10 protein-coding genes are annotated in these 12,895 nt (G+C 59.1%); 5 read left to right on the top strand and 5 right to left on the bottom strand.

The window, feature by feature from the left end; all coding sequences use genetic code 11:
* Positions 1-105: 105 nt before the first annotated feature.
* The gene (locus AC1RZR_RS37470; RefSeq protein WP_481829684.1) at positions 106-1,704 is read right to left on the bottom strand and encodes an ABC transporter substrate-binding protein; all 1,599 of its coding nucleotides are present in this window, start codon (positions 1,702-1,704) and stop codon (positions 106-108) included.
* A gap of 293 nt (positions 1,705-1,997) precedes the next feature.
* Here AC1RZR_RS37470 and AC1RZR_RS37465 point away from each other — a divergent pair, with 293 nt between their 5' ends.
* The 5 genes from AC1RZR_RS37465 to AC1RZR_RS37445 all read left to right on the top strand — a co-directional run bounded on the left by AC1RZR_RS37465 (position 1,998) and on the right by AC1RZR_RS37445 (position 7,694).
* Positions 1,998-2,678, top strand: coding sequence for a GntR family transcriptional regulator (locus tag AC1RZR_RS37465; RefSeq protein WP_477345459.1), 681 nt, complete (start codon positions 1,998-2,000; stop codon positions 2,676-2,678).
* Between the two features lie 76 nt (positions 2,679-2,754).
* A complete protein-coding gene (locus AC1RZR_RS37460; RefSeq protein WP_477345457.1) occupies positions 2,755-3,954 on the top strand; it encodes a M24 family metallopeptidase in 1,200 nt (399 codons plus the stop codon).
* A gap of 416 nt (positions 3,955-4,370) precedes the next feature.
* Positions 4,371-5,168 (top strand): N-formylglutamate amidohydrolase, encoded by a 798-nt coding sequence (locus AC1RZR_RS37455; RefSeq protein ID WP_477345455.1) that lies wholly within the window; start codon positions 4,371-4,373, stop codon positions 5,166-5,168.
* A complete protein-coding gene (locus AC1RZR_RS37450; protein WP_481829683.1) occupies positions 5,165-6,547 on the top strand; it encodes an aldehyde dehydrogenase family protein in 1,383 nt (460 codons plus the stop codon). The genes AC1RZR_RS37455 and AC1RZR_RS37450 overlap by 4 nt, the downstream gene beginning before the upstream one ends.
* A 1-nt stretch (position 6,548) precedes the next feature.
* The gene (locus AC1RZR_RS37445; protein WP_477345451.1) at positions 6,549-7,694 is read left to right on the top strand and encodes an iron-containing alcohol dehydrogenase; all 1,146 of its coding nucleotides are present in this window, start codon (positions 6,549-6,551) and stop codon (positions 7,692-7,694) included.
* Between the two features lie 147 nt (positions 7,695-7,841).
* On the opposite strand, the gene AC1RZR_RS37440 is transcribed toward AC1RZR_RS37445, so the two are convergent.
* From AC1RZR_RS37440 to AC1RZR_RS37425, 4 genes are read right to left on the bottom strand one after another with little or no spacing between them, the layout of a single operon-like run.
* The gene (locus tag AC1RZR_RS37440) at positions 7,842-8,357 is read right to left on the bottom strand and encodes an aminomethyltransferase family protein (protein WP_477345449.1); all 516 of its coding nucleotides are present in this window, start codon (positions 8,355-8,357) and stop codon (positions 7,842-7,844) included.
* Complete coding sequence (locus AC1RZR_RS37435; protein WP_481829682.1) at positions 8,350-11,316, bottom strand: sarcosine oxidase subunit alpha family protein; 2,967 nt, start codon at positions 11,314-11,316, stop codon at positions 8,350-8,352. The genes AC1RZR_RS37440 and AC1RZR_RS37435 overlap by 8 nt, the downstream gene beginning before the upstream one ends.
* Positions 11,316-11,591 carry a sarcosine oxidase subunit delta gene (locus AC1RZR_RS37430; RefSeq protein ID WP_477345445.1) on the bottom strand — a complete coding sequence of 92 codons (276 nt, stop codon included), beginning with the start codon at positions 11,589-11,591 and terminating at the stop codon, positions 11,316-11,318. The genes AC1RZR_RS37435 and AC1RZR_RS37430 overlap by 1 nt, the downstream gene beginning before the upstream one ends.
* Before the next feature lie 18 nt (positions 11,592-11,609).
* On the bottom strand, positions 11,610-12,860 hold the full coding sequence (locus tag AC1RZR_RS37425; RefSeq protein WP_481829681.1) for a sarcosine oxidase subunit beta family protein: 1,251 nt from the start codon (positions 12,858-12,860) through the stop codon (positions 11,610-11,612).
* Positions 12,861-12,895 lie beyond the last annotated feature (35 nt).

Genomic DNA, 12,895 nt, shown 5'->3' with positions numbered 1-12,895 from the left:
CACAGATCGTTCTTGGAGGCAGCGGATGCCACCTCCAACACCGCCCTTTGGCCTATAACGACCGTAGCGGGTAAACTCAGTGGCGGCGATCGACGAGTCCCGCCTCTATGCAAATGACCAGCGTTTTAGAAAGTAACCGCCATCCATCTCCCAGCTTGCAGAGATTTTCCATTTTCCGGAATCGTCGCGCGGCACCAACACCTTCTTGTTTACGGCCTGCACCAGGTTTGCATTGGCAGGGATCACGTGCCCGCCCTCATTGCTAATTATCAGCTGGGCCTCTCGATACATTTCTCGCCGCTTGGCTTCGTCGAGTTCCGCGCGCGCGCCGTTGATCAGCTCGTCAAGTCGCGGGCTTTTGAACTTCGCATCGTTCCACGGCGCCGTGCTAAGGAAAGTGAGTGACAGCATCAGATCTTCTGTGATCCGCGGCCCCCACCAACCCCACTGAAACGGCTCCTTCAACCACACATCCGTGAACCACCCGTCTGTCGGGCGGGTTTCGATCTTGATGTTGACGCCTGCCTTTTCTGCCTGCTGCTGATAGAGTTCGACTGCGTTGTTCATCCCTGGAAAGAGCTCACAGGTCAGAAGCTTTAGCTCTTCTTGTTTGTAGCCGGCCTTATTGAGATGGAATTTCGCCTTGTCGAGGTCATATTCCCTGGGAGCGATGTCTGCAGCATGCAAGAGGTACGCCGGCCCAATTGGATTATCATTCCCAATAGTGCCGTAACCTTTCAGAACCTTTTGCAGGTACTCTTTTCTGTCAATCGAGTACTTAAGCGCAAGCCGCAGATCGTTGTTGTCAAAGGGCGCGATGTCGGTTCGCATGATGCCGCAGTGCCAAATCCGTCCAGGCACGTCGACGATCTGAATATCTTTGTTCCGCTCGAGGAAACTAATTAGCTTGAGATCGGGCTTGCTGATCGCATCGACCTCCCCGTAGATCAATGCATTTTGCCTGGTAGCCGCGTCGTTGATCGCAACCAATTCGATGGAATCGAAGAAGCCAACCGCACTGTTCCAGTGCTCGGCGCTTCTCGACAATTTCGCGCTGACGCCCGGCTCGAAACTCTCCAGCTTGTAGGGTCCTGTACCCGCACCCGACTTCCAATCAACGGAACCAGCCGCACTGGGAAGGATGTTCAGGTGATAGTCCGTGAGGACGAACGGAAAATCGACGTCGGCGAACTTAAGCGTAAATTTGACAGCATCATCACCGACCGCGGAAATATCTTTCACGCGTTCCAAGAGGCTGGCTGCACCAGACTTCGACTTATCACCGCGATGATAGTTGATCGAGGTGATTACGTCATCCGTGGTGAGCGACTTGCCATTCGAAAAGTGAACGCCGCGTCTGATCTTGAACGTCCATTCAGTCGCATTTTTGTTGGCCTCCCAACTCTCCGCAAGTCCCGCCTCCAGACTGTTGTCCGCGCCAACAGCTACCAGGTTGTCGCGGATGGCAAAGGAGAGGGAGATCATGAAAGTGTCGGTGAAGGTACTGGGATCGAGGGAATCGCCCGTATTTGCACCACCAACTCCGGCACGGAAGTGCCCACCACGAGTAGGCGCGGCCGACGCTCCTGCCGCCCAACCGGCGCGCTCGAGAGCAAGCAACCCCCCGACTGCCAAACCAGTCTTGATAAGCGTTCTCCGGCTTACGCCAGATACTGCCTTACTGCCAGAGTTCTCATTCTTCATAACCGTTCCCCTAGATTCTTCTAGATTTTTGATCAGGCAGGCATAAGCCAACCGACAGTGTGTGTACACTCAGTTAGCGCTTATGTCAACGTCGGCACCCGATGGCGGCGGGGAACTATCCCGCGAATGACGCTTTTTGTGCGCATAAACAGCCATTTTTGTCGATATTCTAGCGATTTCTGCACTTTCAGGATGCTCTCTCATAGCGTTAAGAGTGTTGACGTCGTTTCGGACTGTGTATACTCTAATGGTAACGAACTCCGAGCGCGCGGCGATTCGAGGGGATTGAAAAAATGGCAAGGCAGGTCAAGGCGAGGATGAGAGCTGCCGACACGCAGGCGCAGAAGCGCCTCCATTTGATCCATGGCACGCTTCGCAATCGGATAATCATGCTCACCTATCCCCCGGGGATGCTGCTCAAGGAGGCCGAGATGGCGGCAGAGTTCGGCGTGAGCCGAACGCCGATACGACAAGCGCTCCAAAAGCTTCAATTCGAAGGCCTCGTCGAGACGATCAACGCCGTCGGAACCATCGTAACAAACTACCAGTCAGAAGAGATGAATGGGCTGGTGGCCCTTCGTGTCAGAATAGACGAGATCGTGGGCGACCTAGCGCAGCGTGATTATAGCAGTGCTGACATAGCGGACATGGAATCTCTGGTACAGAGGACCAAGGCACTGGAATTTGATCACGACCTTGAAGAATATCTGAGGATAATTAACGCGCATCACGAAATACTGCGCAGAATAATCGATACCGACGCTTTGCGCGATATATACGACAACCTTCATTTTCGAACCGCGCGCCAGTGGTGGGTGGCGGTCCCGAAACTGTGGCAACCCTGGATGTCGCTAACGATTTCGGAGCTCTGTGAAATGATCCGCTCTATGAAATCAAAAGACGCCAAAGGTGTCATGGCGGTGAGAAGGAATTACGTCAGACATTTCGCAGTTCTAATTGAAGGCCTCTTGTAGTTGGCAGGCATACCGCTTTTGAACGCGCTGTGCACCAAATGCATGAAATCGAAACTTATCTTGACGGGATAGAAACATGGACGCGCGCCAATATCAGGACATACTCGAAAGACACGACGCCGGAACCGGTATTACCTTCGACAAGGATGAATATGAGAGGCGCGCCAAACTCGTAAAATTGCAAATGGCCGCAAGGGGTATCGAGACATTGATACTCACGGACCCTAACAGCGTCTACTATCTGACGGGATACTATACATTTGGCAGCGGGAACTATGTCTCGCTAATAATCCCAGTTGATGGCAATCCGTTCATGCATGTGGCGGACCTTGAGATACCGTCTGCCATCGTAAATTCTAACGTAACCGAAGTCTACACGTCCGTCTGGCAGCAACAGTTCCGGTCCGGGCCAGGGGACGATTTGGTGAAAGTGCTCCAGTCTAAGGTGCAGGATAAGAAGCGAATTGGCCTAGAACTCGGCCGAAAAGGCCTGCTGGCGAGCGTTTTTCAAGCATTGGCCTCAAAGCTGCCGAATGCGACGTTTATCGACGCCTCAATGATTGTGGAAGAGGTGTCCTACGTCAAATCAGACGTGGAGATCGAATGCTTGAAGAAGTCCGGCTCCTACACTGCGGCAGGAGTCGAAGCATCCTATGCCATCACGAGGCCTGGCATCTACGACAATGATATTGCGAAAGCCGGATACGAGGCCATGGTTGGCGCCGGTAGCGAATTCATGTCCGTTCAACCCATCGTAACGTCGGGTGTCCGCACAAGTTATCCGCATCAAACTTTTAGAAGGGTTTTGATTGAGGATAACGACGTGATCTTTCTGGAGTATGGGGGGAACCACAACCGGTATACTGCCCCTTTGATGCGGACGATGGTTACTGGAAAACCGTCTGATGGCATGATGCGGTTTGCGGATGCAGCGGAAGCGACGCTGTCCGCTATGCTCGAGATGATGAAGCCTGGCGTCGAATTTAGGGATGTCGTCGCTCATGCCAAGAAGGCACACAAGTCGTTAGACGACGAGCTCTACTTTTTTGGGTCCTATGCCTACGGGCTTGGCGCTACGTTTCCGCCGACATGGGGAAACGGCCTCCATATATCGGAAGGAATTGACCTAGTCCTGAAGCCCGGGATGGCATTCCACGTCCCGATGAATTTCACCGCCCCCAGCAAGTTCGGGATCGCTTTCAGTGAGTCGGTTGTTATCACTGAAAAGGGCTATGAGCTTTTGGTCGATCATCCGAGAGAGCTCCATCAAATTTGACCTGAAGTATTCCCGTGGAATTGTCTCGGAATGCATCGACAAGATAGCTGGGTCATCTTGTCGATGTAGGATTCGTTTCATCCGTGCAACGGCGGGACCCAAGGAAACGCGGCCTTCCTCATGTATCCAATCGCAAAGGGCTCGGCTGTCAGTGAGTGGACCGTGGCCTGCTTTGACGGCGAAGTCCGGCTCACTCGCCCGCGGTGGAAGCCTCTTGAAGTTCCGGAGCGGGGCTCACCTCCAACGCAACAAGATGGCTCTTTCCGGCCACTTCCGGTTGGCTCGCGCTGCCGATCAATGCCGAAGCTGCAACCCGGCCAAACTGTCCGCAGGTGGCGCCGAACGCCCGTCGCCTGCCACGAGCAACCGTCCACCTGGAAACGTCGGGCCGATGCCGCCGGGTTTGGAGGGCCGAAATGTTGAGCGGCGATGACGATCTCCCCTTTGCTGTGTTCAATCCACAGGGCAAAGGCGACGTCCTGTTGGTGTGTGAACATGCCAGCGCGGCAATTCCAGGTGTCTTTGCAGACCTTGGTCTGCAGCGGCACGCTCTGTCCAGTCACATAGCCTGGGATCCCGGTGCCCTGGAGCTTTCTATGCAATTGGCGAAAATGCTCGACGCGAGCTTGTGTTACCAGCGCTATTCGAGGCTGCTTTACGATTGCAACCGTCCGCCCGAAAGCCCCTCAGCCATCCCCGAGAAGAGCGAAGTTTATGACATTCCGGGCAACAGAAACCTCTCCGCTCGCGAGCGAGACCAGCGCATCGAGACCTTCTATCGCCCTTTTGAACAGGGTCTTTCCGGATTGCTTGAAGCTCGCGGCAAGTCAGGTAGGCAGACCCTCCTGGTAACGGTTCATAGTTTCACACCCGTCTTTTTCGGCAGAGCACGCGAGGTCGAAGTCGGCATACTTCACGATGTCGACAGACGGCTTGCCGATGCGATGCTCGCTCAGGTCGAGAGCCTGGAAGGCCGATTTGTGACCCGCAGGAACGAGCCTTACGGCCCAAAGGACGGTGTCACGCACACGCTTGTGGAGCATGGCGTCAAAAATGGGCTCCTCAACGTCATGATCGAGGTTCGTAATGATCTTCTACGGTCGCAGGAGGAGATCAATGCGATGGCCGCGTATCTCGGCGGGCTGATCTGCAATGGTCCTACTCCGGATTGGGCTTGGCCACGAAAAACAAACCACACAGGACGTCGACCATGACCGTAATAAGATGCATATCGCCCGTTGACAGCAGTGTCTACGCTGAGCGCGAAGCCCTGGGCTTCGACACCGCAAAGGCATTGATTGGCCGTGCTCGAAAGGCGCAAAAGGCTTGGGCGAGACGCCCGCTGGAAGAGCGCGTGGAACTGGTGATGAAGGGTGTTGCCCGCCTAAACGAGATGGCAGCGGAGGTCGTTCCGGAAATCACCTGGCAAATGGGACGTCCGGTGCGCTACGGGGGCGAGTTTCGTGGCTTCAACGAGCGATCCAACTATGTGGCCTCCATCGCCGCCGACAGCCTCACGCCCTATGTCGTTGAGGAAAGTGCAGCCTTTGAACGCCGCATCGAGCGGGAGCCGCACGGCGTCGTCTTCGTAATCGCACCATGGAACTACCCCTACATGACGGCGATCAACACGGTTGCGCCGGCCTTGATGGCAGGCAACACAGTGGTAATCAAGCATGCCAGCCAGACCCTACTGGTCGGCGAGCGTATGGTGCGCGCCTTTGTCGAAGCGGGCGTTCCCGGTGACGTGTTTATCAATGTCTTCCTCGATCACGACACCACCTCGGCGCTGATTGCAGACAACAATTTCAACTTCATCAACTTCACTGGCTCGGTGGCCGGTGGCCGCGCCATCGAGCGGGCGGCAGCCGGCACGTTCAATGGCCTCGGCCTTGAACTGGGCGGCAAGGACCCGGGCTATGTTATGGAAGACGCCAATCTTGATGCCGCCGTCGACACTCTGATGGATGGCGCCTTCTTCAATTCCGGACAATGCTGCTGCGGCATCGAGCGCATCTATGTGCATGAAAGTCTGTTCAACAAGTTCGTAGAAAAATCGGTGGCCTTCGCCTCCGCCTACAAGCTCGGCAATCCGTTGGAACAGGAAACGACGCTAGGCCCAATGGCCAACAGGCGTTTTGCCGCTACGGTGCGTGCGCAGGTTTCCGATGCGATCGCCAAGGGCGCGAAGGGCCTGGTCGACCAGAGCCTGTTCCCCGCCGACGATGGCGGGGCCTATCTGGCCCCGCAGATCCTTATCAATGTTGATCACTCCATGACCGTGATGCGCGAGGAGAGCTTCGGCCCTGTCGTTGGCATCATGAAGGTGGCGAACGACGCCGAAGCTCTCGAACTGATGAACGACAGCCCCTATGGCCTGACCGCCTCGCTTTGGACGCAGGATACAGAGCGCGCTGCGCGCATCGGCCGCGACATCGAGACCGGCACGATCTTCATGAACCGCGCCGATTATCTCGATCCCGCCTTGTGCTGGACCGGCTGCAAGGAAACTGGCAAGGGCGGCTCGCTCTCGGTCCTGGGGTTCCAGAACCTGACCCGTCCCAAATCCTACCATCTCAAGAAGGCACTCTGATATGACGATTACCGCCAACTGGAGCTATCCGACCACTGTGAAAATGGGCGCCGGACGGATCAAGGAGCTGGCCGATGCCTGCAAGTCTTTGGGCATGAAGAAGCCACTCCTGATCACCGATCGCGGCCTTGCCACGATGCCGATCACGCGCGGTGCACTGGACGTGCTGGAACATGCCGGCCTTGGTCGCGCGATCTTCGCCGATGTCGATCCGAACCCAAACGAAATCAACCTCGAAGCCGGTATCAAGGCCTTCCGTGACGGCGGCCATGACGGCGTCGTAGCTTTCGGCGGCGGCTCAGGCCTCGACCTCGGCAAATGCGTGGCCTTTATGGCAGGCCAATCGCGGCCCGTCTGGGACTTCGAGGACGTTGGCGACTGGTGGACCCGCGCCTCGGTCGAAGGCATTGCGCCAATCGTCGCTGTGCCGACAACCGCCGGCACGGGCTCTGAAGTCGGGCGCGCCTCGGTGATTACCAATTCGAAGACGCATGTGAAGAAGATCATCTTCCATCCGAAATTCCTGCCCGGCGTCGTAATCTGCGATCCGGAACTGACGGTCGGCATGCCGAAGATCATCACTGCCGGCACCGGGATGGATGCCTTTGCGCACTGCCTCGAAGCCTATTCCTCGCCCTTCTACCATCCGATGAGCCAGGGCATTGCGCTCGAAGGCATGCGGTTAGTGAAGGAATATCTGCCGCGCGCCTATAAGGATGGCACCGATATCGAGGCCCGCACCAATATGATGTCTGCCGCTGCAATGGGCGCCGTCGCCTTCCAGAAGGGCCTCGGGGCCATCCACGCGTTGTCGCACCCGATCGGCGCTGTCTACAACACGCATCACGGCATGACCAACGCGGTCGTGATGCCCATGGTTTTGAAGTACAACCGTTCCGCCATCGAAGACAAGATCGTCCGCGCAGCCGCCTATCTCGACATTTCTGGCGGCTTTGACGGCTTCTATGACTATGTCCTTTCGCTGCGCTTCCAACTCGGCGTTCCCGAAAATCTGACAGCTTTCGGCGTTGGCGGCGACCGCATCGACGAACTCGCGGCCATGGCCATCGAGGATCCTAGCGCGGGCGGAAACCCGGTTGCCCTGACCTTACTGTCGGCAAGAAGGCTATATGCAGAGTGCGTGTAATCTAGGCCGAGCAAAGGCTTTCAGCCTCATGCGCCCCGTAACAATTTCACTTCGGCGTTCCGGCCCAACATGCATATCTCCCGCAATGGATTGCCGGGCGATCGGCAGTGACTTTTGCGTCATGGGCGGACGTGCGGCGATCCAGGTTCAGCACAGATCAGCGATCTCGTCCCATAGGCTCTGACCAAAGCCGCGCAGTACGACTAGTTCGAATCGGTCCACAGCGCGGCGGGTCATGTGCACTGGGATATGTCCCATCATCGTCATCGCGCACCGACCCACAGCCATACCCTCGCAATCGAGGGCCGTGCCCTTTGCCAGCACCGACGTGACCGCGTGGCCAGAGACTTCGATGCGAATGCGTCCATGGGTTTGATCGACCGCAAAGGCTCGTGAAGCGAGCTTTTCAAACTCTGCCTGGAGATCGACGTGAGACACCGGCTCATCCCTGACGACGAGCCATTGGCCGGGGCCGAAGGTGCGGATCCTGTTGGCCTCGCCGCCGAACAGACCTTGTAGCATTGCCGTGAGATCCTCGCCCCCGGGCTTGCCGAGTATGTGGATCAGGGTGCCCTCGGGCATCGCCTTCATGGCGAAGGCGTCGGAGCTCCGCACTGGTTTGGTGCTGATCGCCGGACGGTGGATGAGTTCGAAATCAGACATGGAGCTTCTCGTTTGCTAGATCGAAGAAGACCGGATTGCAGAGACGTGCGGCGGTGAATTCTTTGCTCAGGCCGTTCCACACCACCACCTCTTCGCCATGCCTGGCATGGCCTCGCTTCACCAGCGCCAACCCAATGGTCGAGCCGACATGCGGTGAAAAGGCACTCGACGAGACATAGCCCTGGTCGTTCTCGAGTGCCGGCGCGGCGTCCTTGGCGAGGATGTGCGAGCCGGTTCGGAATGTGTTCGCGGGATCGAGCGGCATGACGCCGACAAGGCTCGGGCGATCCTCCGCCACCAGTCCCTCGCGGCCGAGCATCGCCTTGCCGATGAAATCCGGCTTGGTTGTCGACACCATCTTTGCGAAGCCGAGATCGGACGGGATCACCGTGCCGTTGATCTCGTTGTGCGTCACATGGCCCTTCTCTATGCGCAGTACGCTGAGCGCCTCGACGCCATAGGGCTGGATGCCATGTTCCTTGCCTGACTGGAGAACAGCGTCGGCGACGCTCTCGCCATAACCGGCCGGCACGGCAAGCTCATAGGCCAGCTCGCCTGAGAAAGAGATACGGAACAGGCGGCCATGCAGCCGGCCGCCGAACAGCGAGACTTCTTTTGCCGCAAGAAAGGGGAAGGCAGCGTCGGAAATATCATCATCGACGATCGCCTGCAGCGTCGCGCGCGCCTTCGGCCCGACCACGGACATCTGTCCCCATTGGTCCGTCACCGAGGCGAGCCGCACGTCGAGCCCGGGCCACAACGCCTGGGCGCAGAATTCGAGATGCGTCATGACGCCGGCGGCATAGGCGGTGGTCGTCGTCATGAAGAAGCGATCGTCAGCCAGGCGGCTCGTCGTGCCGTCATCATAGATGAAACCATCCTCACGCAGCATCAGGCCATAGCGCGCCTTGCCGACCGGCAGTTTCAGGAAAGCGTTCGAATAGACCCGATTGAGGAACTCCGCCGCATCCTTGCCGCAGACCTCGATCTTGCCCAGCATCGACACATCGCAGATGCCGACATTCTTTCGAACGTTCAGGACCTCGCGATCGACGCTCTGTCGCCAGCTGGTTTCACCCGCGCGCGGGAACCAGGATGAGCGATACCAGAGGCCGGTCTCGACAAAGACCGCGCCCTGCTTCTTGGCCCAGTCATGCAGAGGCGACTTGCGCACCGGCTGGAAATGATGGCCGTGATGCGGGCCAGTCAGCGCACCGAAGCTGATCGGCGTGTAGAAGGGCCGGAAGGTCGTCGTGCCGACTTCGGCGGGGGAGACGCCACGCGCTTCGGCCAGCAAACCAATCGCGTTGACATTGGAAAGCTTGCCTTGGTCGGTGGCCATGCCCGATGTCGTATAGCGCTTGGCAAGTTCGACATCGCCATAGCCTTCCTGCACCGCAAGGCCGAGATCCTTTCGCCCGACATCGTTCTGGTAGTCGACGAAGGCCTTTCCCTTCACACCACGGATATTCCAGAGCGGGCGGGCCGGTGGAGCAACGACGTCGCCATCGACTGGACCGGCGTCGAATGGTTGGGCGGCGAACCCGAGGTCTTGGGCGACGGTCGCGCCGCGCGCGGCGCCCTCTGCGAAGCTTGCCGACAATCCGGTCGTGCCCGTGACGGCGCCTGCGAGCACGAGGCCCCTGGTCTGCGACGGGGCCATGAAGGCGCCATGCACATCCGACCATTGCGGCTTGCCGCCACGATGGCAGGCAAGGTGGATGATCGGGCTGAAGCCGCCGGACATAGCGAGCGCATCCACGGGGATGGCTTCGGTCGCACCGTTTGCGGTCGTGACGTTGACGCTGGAGAGCGCCTTGCCACCCTTGGCGTCTGAAACGACGGCACCCTTGAGAAGGCGAGCCTTGCCGGTATAGGCGAACTCGGCATCGGCGCGGCTGTCGATGATTGCGGCAAGCTGGACACCCGCCGCCTCGAGATCGCGGGCGAGTGCATAACCACTGTCACTGGTGGTGAAGATGGCGGTGCGCTGGCCCGGAGCCACGGCAAAGCGGTTGAGATAGCTGCGCATTGCACCGGCCATCATCACACCGGGAATATCGTTGCCGCCGAATACGAGCGGCCGCTCCTCGGCACCGGTGGCGAGCAGCGCCTTCGTGGCGATGATGCGCCACATGCGCTCGACCGGCTTGTTCGGATCGGGGTTGCGCACATGTTTCTGGGCGCGCTCCACAGCGCCAAAGACATTGCCGTCATACCAGCCGAAAGCGGTTGTGCGGGTCAGTACGCGTACATTCGGCAGCGTTTCCAGCTCGTCGGCGAGCCGCCTGGCAAATGCCGGCGCGCTTTCTCCGCCGATGGTCGCGGTCTCCGACAGCAACGATCCGCCCGCAACGCTGTGTTCGTCGAGGATGATGACACGTGCCCCCGCACGGCCGACGGTCAGCGCGGCGGCCAGCCCTGCGGGGCCGGCGCCGATCACCAGCAGGTCGCAATGCGCCCAGCTCTTCTCGTACCGGTCGGGATCGGCCTCGTACGTCGCCTTGCCGAGACCGGCGGCGCGGCGGATAAAGGGCTCGTAGAGACCTTCCCACAGCTTCGCCGGCCACATGAAGGTCTTGTAGTAGAAGCCCGCGGCGAGGAAGGGGGAGAGCAGGCCGTTCAGCGAACCGATATCGAAATCGAGCGAAGGCCAGCGGTTCTGGCTCCGGGCTTCAAGACCGTCGTAAAGGTCCTGCATCGTAGCACGGGTATTGGCCTCGGTGCGCCCCCCGGTGCCGATGGTCATCAATGCATTCGGTTCGGCGGCCCCCGCGGTCAGGATGCCGCGCGGCCGATGGTATTTGAAGCTCCGGCCCACCAGCTGGAGGCCGTTGGCGAGCAGGGCGGAAGCCAGCGTATCGCCGGCATGCCCAGTGAGGGGCTGGCCGTCGAAGCTGAAGCCGAGGCGTGACTGGCGATCGATCAGGCCACCCTTGGGCAGTCGATAGGAGGTCATCAGAGCGCCTCCGCCGATAGGTCGAGCACCGCGTCGCGGCAGCCCGAGATTTCATGCGTGGCCGTATTGCGGCTCACCACCAGCCAGCGCCGGCAGCCCGACGTATGATGCCAATATTCCTCATAGGCGCCGCGTGGGTTGTCGCGCAGATAGACATACTCGATCCACGCCCCCGGGGCGGCATCGGGTGCGGGCCGGGCGAGTGCTGCTCCCTTCACGGTGAATTCCTCTTTCGGTCGAGAGCCGCAATGAGGGCATGGGATAAGGCTTGCCATGTTCAGGTATCCTGGAAATCAGTGAAGGTTGGGCTGGGCGCCCTGGCCCTTTTCGTCGAGGATATGGCCACGCGCGAAACGGTCGAGCCGGAAGGCGCGAGCGGTCTCGTGGGGCGTGCCGCGTGCGATGAGATGCGCAAAGCAGAGGCCCGACGCGGGCGTCGCCTTGAAACCGCCATAGCACCAGCCGGCATTGAGGTAGAGATTGTCGATGTGGGTGCGGTCAATGATCGGCGAGCCGTCCATCGACATGTCCATGATCCCGCCCCAGGACCGCAGCACGCGGACGCGGGAAATGCCCGGGATCATCGCCTTACCCGCCTCAGCAACATGCTCGACGGTGGCAAGATTGCCGCGTTGGGCGTAGGAATTGTAGCCGTCGATGTCGCCGCCGAAGACGAGCCCTCCCTTGTCGGACTGCGAGACGTAGAAATGGCCCGCGCCGAAGGTCACGACGCAATCGATGAAGGGTTTCAGTCCCTCGGAGACGAAGGCCTGCAGCACATGGCTTTCGAGCGGCAGCTTGATATCGGCCATCTCGGCAACGCGCGAGGAATTGCCGGCAGCCGCGAGTGCCAGCTTGCCGCAGCCGATGAAGCCGCGCATGGTCTCGACGCCGACGATCTTGCCGTTTTCGCGGCGAATGCCGGTCACTTCGCAATGCTGGATGATGTCGACGCCGCGCATGTCGGCGCCGCGGGCATAGCCCCAGGCCACCGCGTCATGCCGCACCGTGCCACCGCGCCTCTGCAGCAGGCCGCCCTGGATCGGGAAGCGAGCATTGTCGAAATCGAGGAATGGCAGCTTGGCGCGGACCGCCTCGCGGTCGAGCAGTTCCGCATCGACGCCATGCAGCAGCATCGCATTGCCGCGCCGCGTATATGCGTCCCGCTGCGCGTCGGAATGGTAGAGATTGAGCACGCCGCGCTGAGAGACCATGGCGTTGAAATTGAAATCCTGCTCCAAGCCTTCCCAGAGCTTCATGGACAGTTCGTAGAAGGGATTGTTGCCCGGCAGCAGGTAGTTGGAGCGGATGATTGTTGTGTTTCGCCCGACGTTTCCGCCGCCGACATAGCCTTTTTCGAGCACTGCGACGTTGGTGATGCCGAATTCCTTGGCGAGATAATAGGCCGTGGATAGACCATGCCCACCACCGCCGACGATGATCACGTCGTAGTGGGACTTCGGTTCGGGCGCGCGCCAGGCGGGGCTCCAGCCGGTATTGCCGCGAAGGCCGTTAAGAAAAATCGAGAGAGCGGAGTATCGCATCGCTGTCCATGTCCAAGCTGGGAGTCGGGTCAACC

It is taken from the genome of Mesorhizobium bavaricum (genome assembly GCF_056781655.1).
This window is presented reverse-complemented; position numbering and strand designations above follow the sequence as displayed.